General features: G+C 50.4%; 19 protein-coding genes. 16 read left to right on the top strand and 3 right to left on the bottom strand.

Annotated features, from left to right (window positions below; translation table 11 throughout):
- Window positions 1–29 precede the first annotated feature (29 nt).
- From NT073_RS10545 to NT073_RS10510, 8 genes are all read left to right on the top strand, one after another.
- Window positions 30–536 (top strand): hypothetical protein, encoded by a 507-nt coding sequence (locus NT073_RS10545; RefSeq protein WP_297372737.1) that lies wholly within the window; start codon window positions 30–32, stop codon window positions 534–536.
- Between the two features lie 3 nt (window positions 537–539).
- The gene (locus tag NT073_RS10540; protein ID WP_297372735.1) at window positions 540–1022 is read left to right on the top strand and encodes a GAF domain-containing protein; all 483 of its coding nucleotides are present in this window, start codon (window positions 540–542) and stop codon (window positions 1020–1022) included.
- Between the two features lie 147 nt (window positions 1023–1169).
- A complete protein-coding gene (locus NT073_RS10535; RefSeq protein ID WP_297372733.1) occupies window positions 1170–1613 on the top strand; it encodes a DUF4890 domain-containing protein in 444 nt (147 codons plus the stop codon).
- A gap of 156 nt (window positions 1614–1769) precedes the next feature.
- Window positions 1770–2840, top strand: a complete 1071-nt coding sequence (locus NT073_RS10530) for a 6-bladed beta-propeller (RefSeq protein WP_297372731.1) — start codon at window positions 1770–1772, stop codon at window positions 2838–2840.
- 16 nt (window positions 2841–2856) lie between these two features.
- Window positions 2857–4380, top strand: a complete 1524-nt coding sequence (locus NT073_RS10525; protein ID WP_297372729.1) for a c-type cytochrome domain-containing protein — start codon at window positions 2857–2859, stop codon at window positions 4378–4380.
- A gap of 255 nt (window positions 4381–4635) precedes the next feature.
- A complete protein-coding gene (locus NT073_RS10520; RefSeq protein WP_297372727.1) occupies window positions 4636–8148 on the top strand; it encodes a DUF1553 domain-containing protein in 3513 nt (1170 codons plus the stop codon).
- A gap of 71 nt (window positions 8149–8219) precedes the next feature.
- Window positions 8220–9689, top strand: coding sequence for a DUF1501 domain-containing protein (locus tag NT073_RS10515; RefSeq protein WP_297372725.1), 1470 nt, complete (start codon window positions 8220–8222; stop codon window positions 9687–9689).
- Window positions 9690–9858: 169 nt separating this feature from the next.
- Window positions 9859–10992 carry a mechanosensitive ion channel domain-containing protein gene (locus tag NT073_RS10510; protein WP_297372722.1) on the top strand — a complete coding sequence of 378 codons (1134 nt, stop codon included), beginning with the start codon at window positions 9859–9861 and terminating at the stop codon, window positions 10990–10992.
- A gap of 58 nt (window positions 10993–11050) precedes the next feature.
- On the opposite strand, the gene glpK is transcribed toward NT073_RS10510, so the two are convergent.
- Entirely contained in the window at window positions 11051–12553 is a 1503-nt protein-coding gene (gene glpK, locus NT073_RS10505; protein WP_297372720.1) for a glycerol kinase GlpK, read from the bottom strand.
- 57 nt (window positions 12554–12610) lie between these two features.
- Window positions 12611–13336: an MIP/aquaporin family protein gene (locus tag NT073_RS10500; protein ID WP_297372718.1), complete on the bottom strand. Its 726-nt coding sequence runs from the start codon at window positions 13334–13336 to the stop codon at window positions 12611–12613.
- A gap of 213 nt (window positions 13337–13549) precedes the next feature.
- Between NT073_RS10500 and NT073_RS10495 the strand changes: the two genes are divergently transcribed.
- The 3 genes from NT073_RS10495 to NT073_RS10485 all read left to right on the top strand — a co-directional run bounded on the left by NT073_RS10495 (window position 13550) and on the right by NT073_RS10485 (window position 15905).
- Window positions 13550–14521, top strand: a complete 972-nt coding sequence (locus tag NT073_RS10495; RefSeq protein ID WP_297372716.1) for a zinc-dependent alcohol dehydrogenase family protein — start codon at window positions 13550–13552, stop codon at window positions 14519–14521.
- A 202-nt stretch (window positions 14522–14723) separates the two neighbouring features.
- Complete coding sequence (locus NT073_RS10490) at window positions 14724–15434, top strand: MotA/TolQ/ExbB proton channel family protein (protein ID WP_297372714.1); 711 nt, start codon at window positions 14724–14726, stop codon at window positions 15432–15434.
- A gap of 78 nt (window positions 15435–15512) precedes the next feature.
- Entirely contained in the window at window positions 15513–15905 is a 393-nt protein-coding gene (locus NT073_RS10485; protein ID WP_012930391.1) for a biopolymer transporter ExbD, read from the top strand.
- Between the two features lie 97 nt (window positions 15906–16002).
- On the opposite strand, the gene NT073_RS10480 is transcribed toward NT073_RS10485, so the two are convergent.
- Entirely contained in the window at window positions 16003–16878 is an 876-nt protein-coding gene (locus tag NT073_RS10480; protein WP_297372710.1) for a glycosyltransferase family 2 protein, read from the bottom strand.
- A gap of 121 nt (window positions 16879–16999) precedes the next feature.
- Here NT073_RS10480 and NT073_RS10475 point away from each other — a divergent pair, with 121 nt between their 5' ends.
- The 5 genes from NT073_RS10475 to NT073_RS10455 all read left to right on the top strand — a co-directional run bounded on the left by NT073_RS10475 (window position 17000) and on the right by NT073_RS10455 (window position 23578).
- Window positions 17000–18580 carry an FAD-dependent oxidoreductase gene (locus tag NT073_RS10475; RefSeq protein WP_297372706.1) on the top strand — a complete coding sequence of 527 codons (1581 nt, stop codon included), beginning with the start codon at window positions 17000–17002 and terminating at the stop codon, window positions 18578–18580.
- Between the two features lie 56 nt (window positions 18581–18636).
- Complete coding sequence (locus tag NT073_RS10470; protein ID WP_297372704.1) at window positions 18637–19449, top strand: 3'-5' exonuclease; 813 nt, start codon at window positions 18637–18639, stop codon at window positions 19447–19449.
- Window positions 19450–19644: 195 nt separating this feature from the next.
- A complete protein-coding gene (gene nuoK, locus NT073_RS10465; RefSeq protein WP_012930395.1) occupies window positions 19645–19989 on the top strand; it encodes an NADH-quinone oxidoreductase subunit NuoK in 345 nt (114 codons plus the stop codon).
- A 131-nt stretch (window positions 19990–20120) separates the two neighbouring features.
- Entirely contained in the window at window positions 20121–22049 is a 1929-nt protein-coding gene (nuoL, locus tag NT073_RS10460) for an NADH-quinone oxidoreductase subunit L (RefSeq protein ID WP_297372701.1), read from the top strand.
- A 50-nt stretch (window positions 22050–22099) separates the two neighbouring features.
- Complete coding sequence (locus tag NT073_RS10455) at window positions 22100–23578, top strand: NADH-quinone oxidoreductase subunit M (RefSeq protein ID WP_297372699.1); 1479 nt, start codon at window positions 22100–22102, stop codon at window positions 23576–23578.
- Window positions 23579–23627: the final 49 nt, after the last annotated feature.

Below are 23627 nucleotides of genomic sequence, written 5' to 3'. Positions count from 1 at the left end.
GTTGACTTGCTGACTTGTTGACTTATCAAATGACCTTACGCGAAATACTGTCTACGTCATTTTTGTTTCTGTTGTACTTGGTACTTCAGATACTGTTGGCGCGGAATCTGGTTCTGTTCGATTATGCTTTCTGTTTCATCTACATAGCCTGTATTCTGCTCATGCCAAATGAAATTGGCCTGACGTGGTTGTTGCTCCTTGCATTCGTGACGGGAATTGTTGTCGATATGTTTTACAACACATTAGGCATGCATGCTGCAGCAACAGTATTGATGGCCTATTGTCGACCGCTGGTAGTACGTTCTCAAATTGACGTACCGGGTCTGGAGACACGCATTGCGTTCTCGCTGCGTTCGTTAGGCGTTAGTGCCTTCTTTCGCTACATATTTATATTGACGCTTGTACACCATACGGCTCTCTTTTTCATCGAAGCCAGTAGCCTAACTCTGATCATTCCAACTCTTATTCGGGTAATCGCCAGCACGTTGTTTACTACGGTGAGTATCGTATTGATTCAGTTCTTTACCAGAAATTAAGCGATGGCTGAAACACTTATTCTTCCTCAATCGTCTGACCGTCAGGCTATTTACGATAGTCTGATTCCGCAGATAGCTGCTCTTGTGGAGGGCGAACCCGACCTGATCGCCAACCTGGCCAATATTTCCGCTGCGCTGAAAGAAGCCTTTGGCTTTTTCTGGGTTGGTTTTTATCTCAAAAAAGAAAATCAATTGGTGCTGGGGCCGTTTCAGGGCCCTATTGCCTGTACCCGTATCTCTTTCGATAAAGGTGTTTGCGGGGCCGCTTATACACGTCAGGAAACGATTCTGGTACCCGACGTTGACCAGTTTCCAGGGCACATTGCCTGTAGCTCGGCGTCAAAATCAGAAGTCGTAGTACCGGTGTTTGATCGTGATGGCAACGTGACGATGGTGCTGGACGTCGATAGCGATCAACTGAATGACTTCAGTGAGGTTGATGCTAAAGAGCTGGAAAAGATTGCGGGCCTGATCATGACGTTCTGAACGAAATACGTTTCATCAATTGGAGTGCCGAGCGATTTACAACGGCGAGAAACATAAAATTTGTTAAGATCCCGTTAAATCGATCATCCTTCTTAAACCACAGAGCGCATCTTCAGTCTTAGGTTCACATTTAATTAATGACGAACCATGTTTAAGAAAATCGCTTTAAGTGGGCTGCTGCTCTCTCTGTTTTCATTCCCTTTACTAGCGCAACAAACCGCTACGCCCGATGCCCCTGCTCAGACCAACACCCGCACGGGGCGCAACCGGTCCATGCAGCACCAGATGGGCGACCCGGCTGCACGCGCTAAAAAAATGACCGACCGCATGACGCAGACGCTGGGGCTCGATCAGGCAACTTCGCAGAAAGTATATGAGGCAACATTAGCCCGTGCACAAAAAGTCAACGCCATTCAGGCGGGCTCGGATGATAATCGGGCCAAAGAACAAGCCCTGAAAGCAAACGCTGACGAGTACAAGGCTACGTTGAAAAATATTCTGACGCCGGATCAGTTCGCCAAACTCGATGCTATGAAAGACCGTATGAAACACGGTCGGCGGGGCGGCAATGGCAACGATAGCCGAGAGTAGCGGCAGGAGCGTCACAAAAAAGAAAGTTGGCTGGCCGATATCTGCATACCAGTCCAGCCAACTTTCTTTTTTGTAAGTATAAAGGGCGTTGTCTTCGTTACTTGCAGTAAAGTTTAGCTATTTATGACTTTCTACCTAAACTTTAGCACTACTGTAATGGCATCCCCTCTTTCACGTCGGCTGTTTCTCAAACAGGCCTCTCTGGCAAGCGCAACAACTGTTGCGGCTCCAACTCTGCTATCGGCTAAATCTTATTCGAAAGCGGCTGAAGCTCCTACAATAGGTCATAACGGGTTTAAATACCGGGCCGTACCGGGCTGGGGAGTGTTGGATGCGGGTAAAAATCCCGTTAATGACTGCCACGAAATGGTACAGGATGCAAAAGGACGCATTATTCTGCTGACCAACGAGACGAAAAACAACATCCTGATTTACGATAAATCGGGCAAACTGCTCGAAACATGGGGGCACAGCTATCCCGGTGGACACGGCCTGACACTCGGCGGTGAGGGCAATGACCAGTATCTGCTTATTTGCGATACAGACCGTAATCAAGTAATCAAAACCGACCTGAAAGGCAAAGAGTTAATGAAGCTCGACTACCCACGGGAAACCGGCAAATACGATTATCCGTCGCAGTTCAAACCAACCGAAACGGCTATCAACCCGGCTAATGGAGATATTTATGTAGTCGATGGGTACGGCTTAAATTACGTTACGCAATACGACAAAAATGGTAAACTGATCCGGCAGTGGGGCGGCAAGGGCGATACAAACGAAACCTTCGATTGCTGCCACGGCATTACGGTAGACCGGCGGGTTGCGGCTAACCCAACGCTCCTGGTTACCGACCGGCGGCACAATGCACTGAAGCGGTTCTCGCTCGATGGTAAATACCAGTCGACCATTGCTTTGCCGGGTTCATACATTTGCCGCCCGGTTATTCGGGGTGAAAATATCTACGGTGCCGTCTTCCGGAGCACGTCCGACGCTTATCCGGATTCGGGCTATATTCAGATTTTGGACAAAAACGATAAAGTTATTTCAACGCCCGGCGGTTCGGCACCGACCTATCAGGACGGTAAACTGGCGGAGCAACGTAAAGACCGCACAAATTCGCCTTTTCTACATCCGCACGATGTACTGGTAGATGAGGACGACAGCATTTATGTGGCGCAGTGGGCGTCGAAAAAAACATATCCTATTAAATTAGAGCGCGTTGCCTGATAGTCTGGTCTGACCTATGAGCGAGTTGATTTTGTTGCAAGCTAATCCATCATCCCCTTCCGATTGGGTATTGTTCTGGGGGCATTTTCACCCACTCATTGTTCACCTGCCCATTGGTTTTTTATTGATCGCCGGTCTGCTCGAAATTGACCGTCTAACCCGTAGAAACTCGGTTAGTCCGCACACTATTACGCTGATTCTGTTCTGGTCGGCGGTGAGTGCAACGATGGCTTGCGTGTTCGGCTATATGTTATCGCTGGGTGGCGGCTACGAAGAAGAAACCCTGAATGACCACATGTGGGAGGGGATCGGCGTAGCAGTGTTCGCCTGGCTGGCGTGGTCGGTAAAATCCGAGAATCTGGGCCGTATTTTTTCGTTTGCCCAACTTATGTATCTGCCCGCGCTAGGAATTGCCTTATTGCTGCTGCTGGCGGCCGGACATCAGGGTGGTAATTTGACCCACGGCTCCGATTACCTGACCCAGTACATGCCTGGTCCCATTCGGGCTATAACTGGTGTGGAGCCGAAGTTAAAAGAACTGAAGGTTGAGCCTATTACCGATGTCAATCAGGCAATGGTGTATCAGCAAATCGTGAACCCCATTCTGCACAGCCGTTGTGTACAATGCCATAACGCCGGAAAGTCGAAAGGAGGGCTGCGGCTGGATTCGCCCGAGATGATCAAGAAAGGCTATGAAGATGGGCCTGTGTTTGTGGCGGGTAACAGTAAATCGAGTGAATTGCTGAAAGTCTGTCTGCTGCCGGAAGACGATGACCACCACATGCCGCCCAAAGGTAAAACACAGTTAAAGGAGAGCGACATTGCCCTGCTAACCTGGTGGATCGATCAGGGTGCACCCTTTGATAAAAAAGTATCGGATCTCAACGTGAACGATGCCATTCGCCCGGTGCTGGCATCGTTGGGCGGTGGTGGCGCCGTCGAAAACGGTGGCACCCAGGTTGCCGCTGGTCCTGCGCCCGAATCGCCGGTGTTGACCATGAAAGTGCCAGCCGCCAACCCAAAAGTTATTGACGAACTGAAAAAGTTGAACTTATTGGTATTGCCCCTCTCGAAAGAGCAAAATCAGCTGGAGGTTAGTGCCGTCAACGCCCGGTCGTTTACTGATGCACAGGCCACCGAATTGCCCAAGTTAAGCAATCAGATTGTCTGGCTAAAGCTGGGCGATACGGAGGTTACAGATGCGGCTCTGGCACAGGTTGCCAAGCTGAAAAACCTGCAAAAGCTCCATCTGGAAGAAACCAAAGTGACCGACGCGGGCCTGAAACAACTAAAAGGACTGGCTTATCTGGAATACATCAATTTATACGGTACGGCAGTTACCGATGCCGGACTCGCTGAACTAGCCGAGTTGAAAAGCCTCAAAACCGTATACCTCTGGCAAACCAAAGTCAGCGAAGAAGGCATTGCCAGATTGAAAACCGCTCTGCCCAAATTGGAGGTAATTGGTGGGATCAGTGAGCAGGCCGTCGCCGAATTTGTAAAAGCGGGCGAGCCGAAAGCCGGGGAGGCTAAGAAATAAGAAAATGAATTTAAGGGCAATTGATAAGTGCTCACTACAGGGCTGTGTTCTTGCTTTTGTGGTGTAGTGACTTTCCGTTGTTTCTATAGACTGATATCACCGATACGCCGGTTGAAAATATAGCCCCTGTATACTACTTACCTTTTAGTGTCTTCCTGGCAAAATAGTCTATCATCAAGATAAGATAGTACGATTTTTACGTACCTTCCGAAGCTAAATTTGTAAATTCGTTTCACAATCAATCAGTTCGTTGGTATGCTCGTCTGGTTAGACATGCGATTTAGATACATTCTTCTCAGCGCAACGGCTGGTCTCTTCGGTGCGTCCATCTGGTTAACGTCCTGCCGTAGTTCAGTCGAAAAACCGGCCGACATTGTAGCCGCCGAATCTACGCTTCCCGAAAAAGTTGACTATAATTTACACGTAAAGCCCATTCTGTCTGACCGCTGTTTTGCGTGCCATGGCCCGGATAAAGCCAAGCAACAGGCTGGTTTGCGGCTGGATACGCCCGATGGCGCTTACGAAGCCCTGGCCAAAAGTGGCCATAAGGCAATTGTGCCGGGTAATCTGGCCAAGAGCGAACTGGTCAGCCGCATCCTCAGCAATGACCCGGAGGAGATGATGCCCACGCCTAAGTCGAACCTGACGCTGACAACGGAAGAAAAAGCGATGCTGATTCGCTGGGTCGAACAGGGAGCGGAATATAAGGAACACTGGTCGCTCATTGCGCCGACCATGCCGGAGATTCCAAAAGTAAAAGACAAAAAATGGGGTGTCAATGATATTGACCGGTTCATTCTGGCCAAACAGGAAGCAAAAAAAGTAAACCACGCGCCCGAAGCAGATAAAACGACCTTGCTCCGCCGGGTAAGCCTCGACCTGACGGGCTTACCGCCAACACCCGCCGAGGTCGACGCGTTTCTGGCCGACAAATCGCCTAATGCCTACGAAAAAGTAGTAAACCGGCTGCTCAACAGTCCGCATTATGGCGAACGGCAGGCCGTCGAATGGCTCGATGTGGCGCGTTATGCCGATACACACGGTTACCAGGATGACGGTCTGCGTACCATGTGGCCGTACCGGGACTGGGTCATTCGGGCGTATAACCGCAATCTCTCCTTCGACCGGTTCATCACCTGGCAACTGGCGGGCGATTTACTCCCCAATCTGAATGGTTCGAAAGACAAGCGTGAAAAACTAATTGCAACCGCTTTCAACCGAAACCATCAGCAGAGCCAGGAGGGGGGCATCGTGGACGAAGAATACCGAACCGAATACGTTGCCGACCGAACCAATACATTCGGGAAAGCGATGCTGGGGCTAACGGTTGAGTGCGCCCGTTGCCACGACCACAAGTACGACCCCATCAGCCAGAAAGATTATTATTCGCTCTACGCCTTTTTCGACAGCAACAACGACCGGGGGCAGATTCCCTACAATGGTGAGGCCGCCCCAACTATTACCCTGACCAAGCCCGAAACGGAAGCAAAACTACGGTTCATCCGCGAAAAGCTAACCCCCATTCAGCAGCAGCTCAATCTTAACCGGCCCGATTATCAGCAGCGTTTCGGGCAGTGGCTGGCGAAAACCCGCGTGGTATCGTCTATCGACTCCGGTTTACTGGCTCATTACACGTTCGACGAAGCCGACCGGACGGATATCGGTGCTTATGTAAAGGCAAAAAACGAGCAACGGAAACTCGAAGACGAAAAGAAGAAGCGCGAGGAAGACGCGAAACGTAAAAAAGAAGGCATAGCCAAAGCTGGAAAGCCCGAAGATAAGAAGCCTGAGAAAAAGGAGCCGCCAAAACGGAAGACAAAAGAAGAACTCTGGCAGGACCCAAGGAATGCCTTTGCCAATTCGGTGAACGATACCATTCCAGCCCGGTTAGGGGGCGATCCCGATAAGGTGCCGTATTCGGTGCCGGGTCGCTTTGGAAAAGCCCGGTATCTGGCGGGCGACAGTTTTATTGAACTACCCGGAAACTTTGCGGTCTTCGAGCAAAACGAGCCCTTTACGGTCAGCAGCTGGTTCAATCTGGCTAAACCGAATATGGCACTGACACTAATGGGACGCACCACGGGCCCGATGGATGGTCAGCGGGGTTACCAACTCGACTTGCTGAGTGACGGTCGGCTCAAGCTGGCGTTTAGTCACGTATGGCCCGCTAATGCCATTGATGTTGAGACGATTGAAAAAGTTCCGGTCCATCAGTGGTTTCAGGTGGCCTTTGCTTACGATGGCACCGGCAGAGCCAACGGCATCACGCTGTATCTGAACGGTCGGCCACTCCGCACGAAAGTTATTGCCGATAACCTGATACACAGCATGGTGTATGGCAAAAACAAAAGCCACTGGGCGCAGCACCCCTTCTATGTGGGCCGGATGCACGATAACTTTTATAAAGACTTCGCCGTCGATGAACTGCGAATCTATAACCGTTGCCTGACACCCCTCGAAATGCCCAAACTGGCCGGTCAGCCGGACGCGCTTATGGCGGCTCTGCAAACACCCGCTGCTAGTCGGACACCGGCTCAAAGGATAGGCTTGTACACCTATTACGTCAGAACGCAGGACCCTGTTTATAAAACGACCTATGCCAACGCCATGAAGTTGCGGGGTGAGCAGGTTACCCTGTATACCGACTCCGACCAGCTCATGGTTATGCAGGAACGGTCGGTGCCGCGCGAAACGCATTTACTCAAACGCGGGGCGTATGATGCCCCCGGCGAAGTCGTGAAACCAGCTGTGTTGCACAGTCTGAATCCTTTGGAGGACGACATGCCGACCAACCGGCTTGGCTTGGCAAAGTGGTTGCTGGCACCCGAGAACCCCCTATTTAGCCGGGTGATGGTAAACCGTATGTGGCAGCAGTATTTTGGTCAGGGGCTGGCCAAGAACAGCGATGATTTTGGGAATCAGGGAGCGTTACCCAGTCACCCCGAATTGCTGGATTACCTGGCGACGAAATTCCGCGACATGGGCGAATCGGGCGGGCAGTGGAACACGAAAGCCATGCACAAGCTGATTGTGATGTCAGCAACGTACCGGCAATCGTCGAGTGTACCCGAGAATGTTCGGGAGGCTGACCCGGACAATACCTACCTGACGCGTGGGCCAAGTTACCGCATGTCGGCGGAGCAGGTTCGGGATAATGCGTTGGCAGCCAGTGGCCTACTAACCCGGCAGATTGGTGGTCCGAGCGTACTGCCCTATCAGCCGTCGGGCATTTGGGAAGCGCTGGCTACCCGTAATGCCGTGAAGTACGAACAGGATCATGGCGATAGTCTTTACCGCCGGTCGATGTACACCATCTGGAAACGATCATCACCCGCGCCTATGATGTTGAACTTCGATGCGGCCGAGCGGCACACCTGCATTGTGAAACGGCAGAAAACGAGCACACCCCTACAGGCGCTCGTAACCTTGAACGACCCGCAGTTTGTGGAGGCCGCCCGAGTGCTGGCACAACATGTAGTGCCGACCGGACGGTCTGACGCTTCGGCGGGCGGCACTGCAGACGTCGGCATCAACGCTATTTTTAAAGCCGTTATCAGCCGTCCGGCACGACCGGAAGAGATAACGCTGGTAAAACAGTTGTATACCGAAGAACTGGCAGATTTTAAACAAAACCCGAAGCGGGCATCGGAGCTATTATCAGTGGGGGAGTACCCTATTGATAAAAAGCTCAATTCCGCCGAACTAGCTGCTTGGACAGTGGTAGCGAGTACGATAATGAATTTCGACGAAGCGATAGTAAAACGATAAAAGTCCCTACCCCAAAGGGGGCACCCAACTGGGGCGGGTTCAAACCCGCCCCAGCCAATAGCCAAGCAGTTATGGATATTCAGGACGAAATACACGACCAACTTAGCCGCCGGACCTTTCTGGGACAATCCAGTGCTGGTCTGGGTGCCATTGCGTTAGCATCACTGCTGAACCCGACAAATCTGTTCGGTGGCGCATCATCACCCGGCACCTCCATGCCGGGAGAAAATCCGGCGGTAGGCAAGCCACACTTTCCACCGAAAGTGAAACGGGTAATTTATTTGTTTCAGAGTGGAGCGCCGTCGCAACTCGAATTATTCGATTACAAGCCAAAGCTCGAAACCATGTGGGGGCAGGATTTACCAGCTTCGGTGCGCAACGGTCAACGCCTGACGGGTATGAGTGCCGGGCAAAGCCGGTTTCCGCTGGCAGCTTCCAAGTATAAGTTCGCACAGTACGGCCCCGGCCGAATGTGGCTTAGTGAACTGCTGCCGCATACAGCGAAGATTGCCGGCGATTTAACCTTTGTGCGCTCCCTGCATACCGAGGCTATCAACCACGACCCGGCCGTTACGTTTTTTCAGACGGGAAGCCAGCAGGCGGGGCGACCCAGTTTCGGTTCCTGGATCAGCTACGGCCTGGGTTCCGATAATCAGAACCTTCCTTCCTTTGTGGTTCTGCTGTCCAAAGGGCGCGATGGGGACCAGCCGCTCTATGCCAAACTCTGGAGCAATGGGTTTCTGCCCTCGGTGCATCAGGGCGTGGTGTTTCGGTCGGGTCCGGACCCAGTTTATTACCTCAACAACCCACCGGGAGTCGATAAAACCAGCCGTCGGCGCATGCTCGACTATTTGGGAAAACTGCATCAGGAGCAATTCAAACACGTGCTGGATCCGGAGATAAACAACCGGATGGCACAATACGAAATGGCGTACCGGATGCAGACATCGGTTCCCGAAACGCTCGACATTTCGAAAGAGCCAGACTATATTTTCGATATGTATGGACCCGACAGCCGCAAGCCGGGCACGTTTGCCGCCAACTGCCTTCTGGCCCGCAAACTGGTCGAAAAAGATGTTAAATTTATTCAACTATATCATCAGGGGTGGGACCAGCATGGTAACCTGCCCAACGACATTAAGACACAGGCAAAAAGCGTTGACCAGCCTTCGGCCGCACTGATCATGGACCTTAAACAGCGTGGTTTGCTAGACGATACCCTCGTAATCTGGGGCGGTGAGTTTGGCCGTGGGGCGTACTCGCAGGGAAAACTCACCCGCGATAATTATGGCCGTGATCATCATCCCCGTGCCTTTTCGGTCTGGATGGCGGGTGCCGGGGTCAAAAAAGGGATGGTTTACGGTGAAACGGATGATTTCGGCTATAACGTTGTCAAAGACCCCGTTCACGTGCATGATTTCCAGGCGACGGTCCTGCATCTACTCGGAATCGACCACGAAAAATTGACCTTCAAAAGCCAGGGACGGAGGTATCGACTAACCGACGTGCATGGCAAAGTAGTGAAGTCGCTATTAGCCTAAAAGTCAGGCATTCAGTAAGTTGTATTACCAAAAAATACTGAAAGGAGTTGGCAATGGAGATTTTTTGCCAAAAAACGGTATTCGGTAAATAATACGTTTGTTTAGACCTTTTTAAGGCCATAAGGTAAGGAGCTACGTCTTTTCGGCGTGGCTCCTTTACTTTTGTGGCATGCTACAGCAACTAGAAATATGGATAAGAGCCACCGTCCGCTGGTTCGGTTACATTCCTAACCGCGATTTGTCGGGATGGGTATTGCTCATCATGGCGGTGTTGGTTGGTCTGGCTGTCGATCTGGTTATGACGCAAATCGTTCGTTTTGTTGTTCGTCGTCGACCCTTTCACACCCTGGCCTTACTCAAAATTTATGTCCGTTGGGCATTCTGGGTGTTTGTGCCTTCCCTGTTCTTTTTACTGGCTACAAACATACAGTCGGCGCGGTTTTTACGTCGGCATCCGGTGGCGGATAAAACAGCCGAGGTTCTGTTCCTGGTTGCGACAACCTGGCTGGTCGTTCAATTGCTTAAGGTTGCCGAGCTTCGATTAATTCATCAGTACGATACCACTCAGGACGTTAATCTATCACAGCGGAAGTTCGTTACCCAGGTGCGGTTCTTTCGTCGGATCATTTCTGCTGGAGTGATCATTGTAGGAGCGTCGCTGCTGTTAATCTCGTTTCAGGGGAGCCGAAAAGTAGGACTAAGTGTACTAACCTCAGCTGGGGTCGTTTCGGTGTTGATTGGTTTTGCCGCTCAGAAAACACTGGCCAATTTAATGGCTGGTATTCAAATTGCCTTCAATCAGCAAATCCGTTTAAACGACGCCGTTGTAGTCGAAAAAGAATGGGGGCGCATTGAAGAGATTAACCTGACGAGCGTTATCGTACGACTTTGGGACCGCCGTCGGCTAATTCTGCCCATTACCTACTTTGTCGAAACACCATTCGAAAACTGGACCCGCTCCGATGCCTCCATCATTGGCAGCATCTTTCTCTATCTGGATTACAAAGTGCCCATTGATAAACTCCGGGAGAAGGCCCGACAGGTTGCCGAGAACGACCCGCTTTGGACGGGCGAAAGTTTTGCCGTGCAGGTAACCGACACACAACCCACCTGCATTGTTGTTCGTATTCTGGTCTCGGCCCATGATTCGCCGTCGGCTTTCGATTTACGTTGCCATATGCGCGAACAGCTTATTGCTTTCCTGCGGGACGAATACCCAGAGAGTCTGCCGCAAACGCGTTTGATGCTGGCCGAGGAGTTGAAAGGTGGTGGAGTTAGTGGAATAAGTGGAGTGGTAAAGTAAGTGGGTGCAGTAAGTGAAATAAGAGTATGACTCCACTAACTCCACCACTCCACCAACATTATTCTTCCCACCCGAACGACCGCTCGATGGCCTTCTGCCAGCCGCGCATCAGCTTTGTACGCTGTGCATCATCCATATTAGGTTCGTAGGTATTGGCAATGCCCCAGTTCTGGCGTAAATCATCCAGATTCTGCCAGTAACCAACAGCTAGCCCGGCGGCATAAGCGGCTCCGAGGGCCGTTGTTTCTGTCATGCGTGGGCAGATAACGGGCCCATTCAATACATCAGATTGAAATTGCATGAGCAGGGAGTTGACAACCATGCCGCCGTCCACCCGCAGGGATTTGAGCGATACGCCCGCATCCTGTTCCATAGCCCGGACAACATCGACAGTCTGGTAAGCAGTGGCTTCCAGAACAGCCCGCGCAATATGCCCTTTATTAACAAAACGTGTTAGGCCGGCAATGATGCCCCGTGCATCAGCTTTCCAGTGCGGAGCATAGAGACCCGAGAAGGCGGGTACAAAATAAGCGCCACCATTATCCTCGACCGTGCGGGCCAGGGTTTCGATGTCGGTGCTCTTTTTAATAATACCCAGATTGTCACGTAGCCATTGCACCAGCGCGCCGGTAATTGCCACACTACCTTCGAGCGCATAATGAACGGGCTCATTTTGAAACTGATACGCTACCGTTGTCAATAGCCCACAGGTCGATTTACGAAGTTCTGTGCCGGTGTTCATCAGCAGGAAACAGCCCGTTCCGTAGGTATTCTTTGCCTGACCCGGTTCGTAGCAGGTCTGGCCAACAAGAGCCGCCTGCTGATCGCCGAGAATACCCGCTACCGGAACGCCCGGCAGAACTTCCGACGATACCGTTCCGTACACCTCACTGCTGGGGCGTATCTGTGGCAGCATGGCGCGGGGCACTGTAAAGTCATTTAGTAAGCTATCGTCCCAGTTGAGGGTGTGCAGATTCATGAGCTGCGTCCGGCTGGCGTTGGTAACGTCGGTGAGGTGCAGCCCCCCGTTTGTACCACCAGTCAGGTTCCAGACCACAAAGGTGTCCATGTTGCCGAAAACGGCGTCGCCCCGTTCGGCATCTTCCCGAAGTCCCGGCACATGATCCAGCAGCCACTTCAGCTTCAGACCGCTAAAGTAAGTCGCCAGCGGAAGCCCCGTTTTCTCGCGAAATCGATCCTGTCCGTGACCATTGTCTGAAAATTCAAGAACCAGATCGGCTGTGCGCATGTCCTGCCACACAATGGCGTTGTAGTAGGGTTTGCCCGTCCGGCGGTTCCAGACAACGGTGGTTTCGCGCTGGTTGGTAATGCCAACGGCCTTTATATCCTGAACAGAAAGTTTGCCTTTGATGCGAGCCAGGGCAATTACTTCGAGGGTATTGCGCCAGATTTCTTCAGGGTCGTGCTCTACCCAGCCGGGTTGCGGATAAATCTGTTTGTGTTCTTTCTGAGCAACGGAAACAATTTTGCCCTGTCGGTCGAATACAATACAACGGGTACTGGTCGTTCCCTGGTCAATAGCGGCTATGTAAGAGGGCATAGGGTATATTAAACGTAGTAAGAAATGAGTGAGTTTGGGACAGTTCCCGACTAATAATTACAGCGTAAACCAGCGAATCAGTAATCCGCCGATGGCAGCCCCCACCAATGGACCTGCAATGGGTATCCAGGCGTAACTCCAGTCTGACGATCCTTTGTTGGGAATTGGCAGGAGCGCATGGGCCAGGCGTGGGCTGAAATCGCGGGCGGGACTCATAGCGTAACCAGTGGTGCCACCGAGCGAGAGCCCGATACTCCACACCAGAACACCCACCAGATAAGGACCAACGCCAATGGCTAATTCACCAAGGTGTTTGGAGGAGATACCCGCCAGCCCCAGAATAAGGACCAGGGTTGCCATTGCCTCGCTCAAAAAGTTGGCACCCGGCTTACGAATGGCAGGTCCCGTAGCGAAACAAGCTAGCTTGGCACCTTCATCGGGTGTGGCGGCCCAGTGGGGGAGGTAATGAAGCCACACCAAGACTGCACCCAAAAAGGCTCCAATCAGTTGGGCGGTAATATAGGGCACCATATGGCTGAAATCGTTGGTCGCTACAGCAAAAGCGACCGTTACGGCCGGATTCAAATGAGCATCGACACTGCCAAAGGCTTTGGAAACAAAAACGCCCATCGTCACCGCAAAGGCCCAGCCTGCGGTAATGACAATCCAGCCCGATGATTCACCTTTGGTCTGTTTAAGCACTACATTGGCCACAACACCATTGCCCAGCAGAATGAGCACCATTGTACCAATTAATTCACCGATAAAGGGAGATGTTTGCATGTATAGGGGTTAATGGCTAAGCGGGCAGAGGTAAGTAGACGGTGGCCTGAATGAATCACGACTCATCGGCTACTAATCACTGCGCTCAAGGTTTAGGAATAGTTTGTGCGAATTAAGTCATATTTTTGACCCTATTCCAAACCCGGCGATAAATTCATTTTTGCCCGACGTACCATAACGGGATTCACCTCATCAATTCATTTAGTCATCCTTATGAAAAGCATCTTATTTACCGAGACCGGAAAACCAACCGAGATTCTCAAATTTGCTGACACTGCCATACCCGAACCCGGCCCAAATGACGTGCGCATCAAGGTTATTGCCGCGCCAATAAATCCGTCCGACATCATGTTCGTACAGAATCTCTATGGAATCAGGCCGCAGTTGCCTTCAGGAGCCGGGTTTGAGGGTGTGGGTATTGTGGATGCCGTTGGCGAAGGCGTGCAGATGCGAACGGGTGTACGGGTGAGCTTCACCAGCGTTGGTACCTGGTCGGAATACGCTATTGCCCATCACCGGAGCCTTATCCCGGTACCCGATGTCATGTCGGATGAGGTGGCGGCTCAGTTATTTGTCAACCCGTTTACGGCTTATGCTATGGTTCAGGATGCGGCTGTACCGGAAGGCGGCTGGCTGATGCTAACAGCCGCTGGCTCGGCTTTTGGTAAAATGGTGATTCAACTCTGTGCCATGCGAGGTATCAAAACCATCGGCACCGTTCGGCGTGACGATCTTACCGACGAATTGAAAGCCCTCGGACTAACCGAAGTGATCAATACCGAAACCGAGAACATGGCCGCCCGCGTCAAGCAGATTACCGATGGAGCCGGTGTCGGCTGTGTACTTGATGCCGTTGGCGGGCATATTGCTACCGAAGCCGTTAAGTGCCTGGCTAAGGGCGGGACCATGCTTATCTATGGGTTGATGAGTTTACAGGACCCTAGTCTGAACGCCGGTTTGCTAATTTTTAGAGAATTGACCGTAAAGGGTTTCTGGCTTACGGACTGGATGCGCCGGGTAGATAGCCAGACCCGGCAGGAAGTGGCACAAAATGTGATAGGTTTGCTGGCATCTGGCAAAATTCAATTGCCGGTGGAGGCATCGTATCCATTGGCCCAAATCGCCGAAGCCGTCGAACATGCCGACCGGCCGGGGCGTCGGGGGAAAATCCTGTTGAAGCCTTGACGTGCATCGGCTATCGTAACCGATTTATAAGGGTTAAATAAATAAGGTGCCCAATGTTAAGAACCGTTAGGCGGGCTGCTTTTGGTAATTTTCTAAACGATTTCGGGTGGCTTCCTTATCTTTGACAACAATATACAGTTCAGTACGTTTGTTTCAATAACGACCGCAGATTTACTCACATCCACTTATTCGACTCGTTCGTATGCTCTTGCTCCAGGTTCCGGCTGTTGATACTACGGCCGCATCACTGTCGGCCACAACGGCTGCTCAACCCCAAACTCTGCAATTATTTGATCTCGTAGCTAAAGGCGGTTGGGTCATGATTCCCATCGCATTTTTGCTGTTTTCGGCACTCTACCTGATTTTCGAACGGTATTTTGTGATTCGGTCGCAAAGTCGATACGATGCTAACTTCATCGATAACATTCGGGATATGGTGGCGCAGGGAAATATAAAATCAGCCGAATCGTTCGCTAAAAACCAGCGTACCGCAATGGGTCGGGTGTTTGAGAAAGCCATTGGCCGGATCGGCTCGCCAATCCGCGAGATCGAAGGAACCATCGAAACGGTTGGCCAGATTGAACTCTCGCGGCTGGAGCGAAACATGGGATATCTGGGTATCATCGCCGGTATTGCACCGATGCTGGGTTTTATCGGGACCATTTCCGGTATTATTCGGATTTTCTACGACATTTCGTTATCCGATAATATCAGCGTGGGTATTATTGCCGGTGGTCTATACGAGAAAATGATTACCTCAGGATCTGGTCTGATTGTGGGCGTTATTGCCTACACAGGGTATCACCTGCTCAATATGATGATCGAGCGGTTTACGCTGGCGCTGGAAGTAAATGCCTTCGAGTTTATCGAAGTTCTTCAAAAACCAACCACAGAACCCGCCCGGATGCGGTAATTTCTGTCCGGGCCAAGCTAGAGCTTGGCCAATGAATACAATTTAGACGGGCCAGGCCAGAGCTTGGCCCAGACTAGCATGAAACTCCGACGTAAAAGTAAATTTGCTGCCGAAGTTGCAACTTCATCCCTGAACGACATCATGTTTTTCCTGCTGTTGTTCTTTCTGATTATCTCGACGGTAGCAAATCCTAATGTAATCAAACTGTTGCTGCCTAAAGCAGCCTCAACCCAGCAGTTGAGCAAGAAACAGGTAACGCTATCGGTTGATGCCGATAAGAAATATTACATTGATAAAAAACCGGTCGATCCGGCCAATCTGGAGAATGAACTGAAACAGATTATGGCCGGTATTGCCGAGCCAACCGTTGTGGTTCGTTTCGATAAGACCTTAACCGTTCAGGATTTGGTTGATGTGCTGCAAACCGGAGCCAAACTGAATATTAAAATGGTGATGGCTACCTCCAAATAAGTCAAGCTTTTCGTGTAGAACCGACCGTCCCGGTCGGGTGTAAAGTCAAACCTTTTACACCCGACCGGGACGATTGGTTCTACACAAGAAAGTGCTGTTAAATAATTTTGTAATTCTTGTACTCGCCAATACGCCAGCCGGTCAATCGTTCTACCCAGGCCAGAACTTTAACCCTCGTGGAGTAATTCTGCTGCCGGGTATCGAAGTCAAACTGGATATTCTCCCGTTTAATTCGCTCCTGCATAACGGCCGGATGCGAGCCGTTAAACAGGGCCAATGAATCAATGTGTTTGGCAAACTGGAAGTTTTCTGCTTCCTTTTGAGGGATATTCATCTGCTCGTCGGAATGCCAGAAGCGGTAAAAATAGCTGTACTTTTTTTTGATTTTTTCCAGGGATTTTACCCAGCCGTAGTGATAAATGTAGGCGTCGATCAGCTTGACTCTTAGCTTTTTGTTGTTGCTTCGCCGAAACCCCTGCGCATCCCGATAGGCATATACCTGATTGAACGGGCGAACAATCCGAACTTCGCGACGGTACCATCTTCTTGAGTTTCCATAGTAATTATACGAACCATAGAAGTGTAAGTAGTTGAACAGAAGCCCTTCTACGTCGCTATTGGCCAGATACGTTTCCATCGCCTGTTTCACAACCGGAATATACGTTTCGTGCATCACTTCGTCGCCCTGAATGTAAAACGCCCAATCAACATCGGGTGAGATGGCCGCCAGTGCCTTGTCGGTTTCCTGAGCCAATACTTTTCCGCCTTCCCGCAAACTATCATCCCAGACCGTTTCAACAATCCTGATTTTATCAGTGGGAATATTACGGATTAAATCCAGGGTATCATCCTCCGAATTACCAACAGCCACTACAAATTCGTCGCAAAGCGGCAGAATAGACGTGATGGCTTCAACAATTGGGTAATCATATATATTGGCATTCCTGATGAATGTAAAACCTGCTACTTTCATGGTAGTATACGTTGGCAGAATTGCCGGATTAGTGGTCAAAATTAGGTAATAACCGTAGTTTTCAGGCTGGATCAAATCAAATTAGTGAACATGAGAGTTTATAGGCTAAACCTAACCTACCATGATAGCCGACTATACCGAAGCCCCTGTATGCCATATTGATGACCTGGCCGATGGTGATCTGAAAGAAGTTCGTGTTGGCGATACAGATGTGTTGCTGGCCCGCGCCGATGGGCAGTTTTATGCACTTCATCCGAAATGTTCACATTATCAGGGTCCTTTAGTGAAGGGGTTACTGAACGGGCACCGACTGGTTTGTCCCTGGCACAATGCCTGTTTCGACATCAGGGATGGCCATCGACTCGAAGCACCTGCGCTGAATGGATTACCGACCCATGAGGTACGCATCGAAGGAGATCAGGTGTTTGTACGGCTAACGACGGATAAAGAAAGTCTGGAGAATCCCATGTCTGCGCCAGACACCGCCAATTCTGAAACCTATGTAATTATTGGCAGTGGCGGAGCGGCCGCGTTTGCAGCAGAGGGCATGCGTGAAGGCGGTTTTACCGGCAAAATCGTTATGCTCACTGCCAGCGGAGAAGTGCCGTATGACCGCCCAAACTGCTCGAAGGATTACTTGCAGGGCGAAGCACCCGATGAGTGGATGGCACTCCGCCCGGAAGAGTTCTACGATAGTTACGGTATCGAAATCCGGACAAATCAGCCCGTAACGGGAATAAATCCGGTAACGAAGCAGATTGAACTCGCATCGGGCGAAACCATCGGCTATGATAAGGCGCTTCTGTGTACTGGCGGTAAGCCCAACAAGCTGCCTGCCGTCGATTCGGCACTTACGGGAGTTTACACGCTGCGTAGTTTGCATGATAGCCAGTCCCTGCGCAACCTGGGGAAACAAGGGAAGCGGGTCGTTATTGTAGGGAGTTCATTTATTGGACTGGAAGGAGCCATGAGCTTACGAAAACTCGGCAGCGAGGTGGATGTTGTCGGGCCGGAAACAACACCTTTTGAGAAAATTCTGGGTGCCCGGATCGGCCGGGTCATTCAGGGCTGGCATGAGGCAGCGGGCATTCGGTTTCATCTGGGGCGGAGACTGGACCATCTGGAAGGGGAAGAGGCTGTTAGCGCAGTGGTTCTCGACAATGGCGAGCGACTCCCCGCCGATTTTGTACTGATTGGCGCAGGTGTTAAACCTCGAACGGACTTTTTGAAAGGCATTCCTGTCGAGAAAGACGGAGGTGTGCGAACCGACGAATACCTGAGAATAACGGACGCCCTGTATGCTGCAGGCGACATCGTTCATTACCCCACGTCAGACGGAATACAGCGTATTGAACACTGGAAAGTGGCGGGTCAGCAGGGGCACGTGGCCGGGTTGAACATGGCCGGTAAAGAAACGCCGTACCAGATGGCCCCATTCTTCTGGACTAACCAGCAGGGTAAGCGAATCAATTACGTTGGACATACTACACAAGTTGATGATATACTGTATGACGGTAGTCCGGAAACCGACGAATCGTTTCTGGCTTTTTACGTTCAGAATAACCAAATCGAAGCAGTAGCCGGACTTAAGCGTGATCAAGATATTATTGCGATTCGGGAACTGATGCAGGCCGGAAAAATGCCATCGGTAGATGCTGTCCAAAACGGGATAAAGTGGGTCGACGAGCTGAAAAAAGCCTGATTCCACCGAAACCTGTTTACCTTTGTTATCAAACCGCACGAAATTTCGGTTTGATTATGACGCATCAACTTGTACTCAAAAAGCCACTCGCTTTTTTCGACCTCGAAACGACGGGTATCAACATCGCCAAAGACCGTATTATTGACATCTGTATCATCAAAGCATTGCCAGGCGGTGAGGTGATCACCAAAAACCAGCGTGTTCATCCGGGTATGCCCATTCCGCTGGAGTCGAGTATGATTCACGGTATTTACGATGACGATGTTCAGAATGCCCCTCCGTTCAAGACTGTTGCCCGGACGCTGGCGCAGTTTTTGGATGGGTGCGATCTGGCGGGCTTCAACTGCAATCGCTTCGACGTACCGCTGCTAGTCGAAGAGTTTTTGCGGGCCAATGTCGACTTCGATATGAAAAACCGTCGGCTGGTCGATGCCCAACGCATCTTCCACCTCATGGAACCGCGAAATCTGTCGGCCGCATACAGATTTTATTGCAATAAGGAACTGATTGGTGCCCATGGTGCTGAGGCCGATACCATTGCTACTCTCGAAGTGCTGGATGCACAGGTACAGCGGTACATGGGCATGGTGGCTAAGTCGGATAGCGGAGCGGATGTGGTATTTGAGAACGATGTTGATATGCTTCATAGCCTCACCGCCAATAAAAACATCGATCTCGCGGGTCGGATGGTGATTAATGAGAAGGGAGAGGAAGTATTCAACTTCGGAAAGCACAAAGGAGCGCCCGTGCTGGAAGTGTTAAAGAAAGAGCCTTCCTTTTACGACTGGATATTAAAAGGAGATTTTCCACTCGATACAAAACGCCGGCTGACGGAAATCCGTCTTCGTATGTTCAGTAACGGGAAATGACAAATCCGTCAATTTGATGGACAAAAGTATAGGTAAGGATATAGCTGAATAGTAGTTATCCGCGTGTTTAATCCTGTCTAAAAGCGCTGTTTATATCCTATATGTTTGACGTATTCTCGTCAGGAACGTAAAACACCGTTACGGCAATTCCGAATAATCTTTACCTTTGCGGAACTTTGTATTAACCGGCAAGCCATGCAACCCACGCAGGACGTCCTCATTCCGGAAGTCATTCAGCAAATACCGCTCACGTACTACCTGATTCTCAGTACCTCACTGTTCGTCATCGGCATCATTGGTGTACTGACCCGGCGAAACGCTATCATCATCTTCATGTCCATCGAGCTCATGCTCAATGCGGTCAATTTGTTATTAATCGCATTTTCATCGTATCGTTCCGATTCGGCTGGACAGGTATTCGTCTTTTTCATTATGGCTGTTGCTGCTGCCGAAGTATCGGTGGGGCTGGCTATTATTGTCATGATCTACCGCAATACCCGCTCCATTGATGTGGGATTGCTCAATAAACTGAAATGGTAATATTTAGCCAGTAAGTCAGTAAGTCAGTAAGTAACTGGCGTTAGTGTTTATTTGATGCGTCAGTTACTTACCGACTTGCCGACCTACTGATTTACTGACCGCACGGGCGGCCCCGTTACTGACTATAAAAAATGAAAATAGAATTACTCTGTGCGTTAATTCCGCTCTTCCCGCTTATTGGCTTTTTGATTAACGGTTTGGGCTTTCGTCGGGTGCCTAAGGGTTTAGCCGGGGCCATATCAACCGTTGCCGTTCTGGCATCTTTCCTGACTTCTGCCTATTTATTTGGGGCATTCCTGGGAAACGCCAATCTCTCTGCTAATGCCGGTCCGCAGATCGCTACCCTTTTCGACTGGATCAGCGTGGGCGATTTACATATCAATTTCTCGTTTCAGATTGACCAGTTATCGTTACTGATGCTGCTGGTCGTAACGGGTGTTGGCTCCCTGATTCACCTGTACAGCATTGGCTACATGAGCCACGACGAAGGGTTTGGCAAGTTCATGGCTTTCCTAAACCTGTTCATTTTCTTTATGTTATTACTGGTGATGGGGTCAAACTACGTCATCATGTTTATTGGCTGGGAAGGTGTTGGACTTTGTTCTTACCTGCTGATCGGCTTCTGGAACAAAAACATCAGCTATAATAATGCCGCCCGGAAAGCCTTCGTTATGAACCGAATTGGCGATTTGGGCTTTTTGCTGGGCATATTCATGCTTATCAACACATTTGGTACGGTTGAATACGTCGATATTTTTAAGCAGGCAACCAGTCTGGCCGTTGGCGATAAAACGATTCTGGCCATTACACTGCTACTGTTTGTAGGTGCCATGGGTAAATCGGCGCAGGTTCCGCTCTATACCTGGCTTCCCGATGCCATGGCTGGTCCAACGCCCGTGTCGGCCCTGATCCACGCAGCAACCATGGTAACGGCTGGCATTTATATGGTTGTTCGTTCGAACGTATTGTATACGCTGGCTCCGTTAACGCTCGAAATCATTGGTGGTATTGCCATCGTTACCGCGTTACTGGCGGCTTCCATTGGCCTGCTGCAAAATGATATTAAGAAAGTACTGGCTTACTCAACTGTATCACAGTTGGGCTATATGTTCCTGGGTTTGAGCGCCACGGCTTATACTGCAGGCATGTTCCACGTTATTACCCACGCCTTCTTCAAAGCGTTATTGTTCCTCGGAGCTGGTAGCGTAATCCACGCCATGTCCGACGAGCAGGATATTCGTAAAATGGGTGGTTTGCGGAAAGCTCTGCCGGTTACGTTTATTACGTTCCTGATTGGTACCATTGCCATTTCGGGTCTTCCTCCTTTTGCCGGTTTCTTCTCGAAAGATGAAATCCTGGCACACGTATTTGAACACAATAAATTACTATGGGGACTGGGTGTGCTGGGTTCCGGCCTGACCTCCTTCTACATGTTCCGGTTGCTATTCCTGACGTTCTTCGGCGAGTTCCGCGGAACGGAAGAGCAGCGGCATCACCTGCACGAGTCACCGGCTACCATGACTGCACCCTTGGTTGTGCTGGCGATTCTGTCAATTATTGGTGGTGGCCTGAACTTACCAGGCGGTGGCTGGCTGAGTGGCTTCATGGCACCTATTTTTGAAGGGTCGAAGCAGGTAAGTCCCGAAGCATTCGCCGAATCGACCATCGAGCACAGCACTGAGTACATATTGATGGCCGTTTCAGCCGGGGTGGCTTTGCTGGCACTCATTATCGCTTATGTCATGTACATCAGCCGCCAAGTCGTACCGGCACCCGAATCGGCTGAGCGGTCGTTGCCGGAGCAGGTTATCTACAACAAATACTACGTTGACGAACTGTACGAAACCATTATTGTCCGGCCAATTCGTGGGCTGGGAGATGCCTTTTACAGTTTCGGCGAAGGACTTGTCGATGGAGTTGTCAATGGCGTGGCCTGGGTTGTTCAAAAAATTTCGGCCCAGTTGCGACTGTTGCAAAGTGGATCTATCGGCTTTTATGTACTGGCAATGGTCGTGAGTATTGTCGTCATTTTTGCCCTTCGGTTCTTCATTCGTTTATAATGCTGGTCGTTGGCGTGTCATTCGTCCATCGTATATCGTAAATCGACTATATGCTTACTTTATTTTTGATTCTTTTCCCGGCCGTAGCGGCTACCCTGATTTTCTTTTTTGGGGGCGAACGAGCAAAGCAGGGTGCTTTACTAGCCGCATTGGCTGAGTTGGCCTGCGCTGGTTATGCGTTTTTCAGCTTTAAGCCCGATGCCAGTTCGCAGTTTGCCTTCGACTATCCATGGATTGGCTCGCTGGGTATCCGGTTGAGCGCTGGAATCGACGGCATTAGTGTCTTACTGGTTTTACTGACGGGGTTACTAGTTCCGTTCATTGTTCTGTCGACTTTCAATCGGACGTATAAACAACCGGCCACCTTTTACGCGCTGATGCTATTTATGCAGGCTGCGCTGATGGGTGTGTTCACCGCCCGCGATGGATTTCTGTTTTATCTTTTCTTCGAGGCAGCCCTGATTCCGATTTACTTTCTGGCAGCCATGTGGGGCGGAGACAACCGAATTCCGGTTACATTCAAATTCTTTGTGTACACCATTTTCGGCAGCTTGTTCATGCTGGTCGCCCTGGTATATCTCTATTACCAGACGCCCCCAACGGCGGTAGCGGCTCACTCATCGGCCATTGCTGATTTCTATAAGCTGAACCTGACGCCCCAGGCAGAAAACTGGATTTTCTGGGCGTTCTTCATCGCATTCGCTATTAAAATGCCGGTGTTCCCATTTCACACCTGGCAACCCGATACCTACGTTGAGTCACCAACTCCGGCTACCATGTTGCTAGCTGGTATCATGTTGAAAATGGGTGTTTATGGCCTCATTCGCTTTATCCTGCCCATCGTTCCGCTGGGGGTAGAGACCTGGGGTAAAACGGCCATTATCTTATCTGTAATCGGTATTATTTACGGCGCGATCATTGCCATTCGGCAACGTGATATGAAACGGTTGATCGCTTATTCGTCGTTTTCGCACGTTGGTTTGATGGCGGCTGGTGTTTTCTCACAAACCGAAACCGGTATGCAGGGAGCACTTATTCAAATGCTGGCGCACGGAATTAACGTAGTGGGCATGTTCTTCGTAGCTGACGTTATTTTCTCCCGAACTAACACCCGTCAACTCGACCAGTTGGGAGGTATTACGCAATCGACGCCTAAGCTCACGGTCTATTTCATGATTATGCTGCTGGGAAGTGTAGCCCTGCCACTCACCAACGGGTTTGTGGGTGAATTTCTTCTCCTGCACGGCGTTTACACCTACAACCATTACCTGGGTCTGGCGGCTGGATTCACCATTATCTTTGGTGCAGTATATATGCTTCGTATGTTCCAGAAAAGCATGTTTGGCCCAACTACTTCCCGTACAGAATCCTTTACTGACTTGACCAACTCCGAAAGCTGGGTATTTATTCCGCTAGTGGTAATGGTATTCTGGATTGGTATTTACCCACACACATTCCTCAAAGTAACCGAATCCGCCGTGGCAAACCTGATGAAGTACATCGGTACAACGGCCGTGTCAATGAAATAAAAAAGTTTACGGTGCCCGAACACAGTCATCCAAACGACTGGCTGCGAAC

The sequence above is a fragment of the Spirosoma sp. genome, from assembly GCF_026391055.1.
GTDB lineage: Bacteria > Bacteroidota > Bacteroidia > Cytophagales > Spirosomataceae > Spirosoma.
The sequence above is the reverse complement of the archived record's forward strand: the minus strand, read 5'-3'. Positions and strand labels throughout refer to the sequence as shown.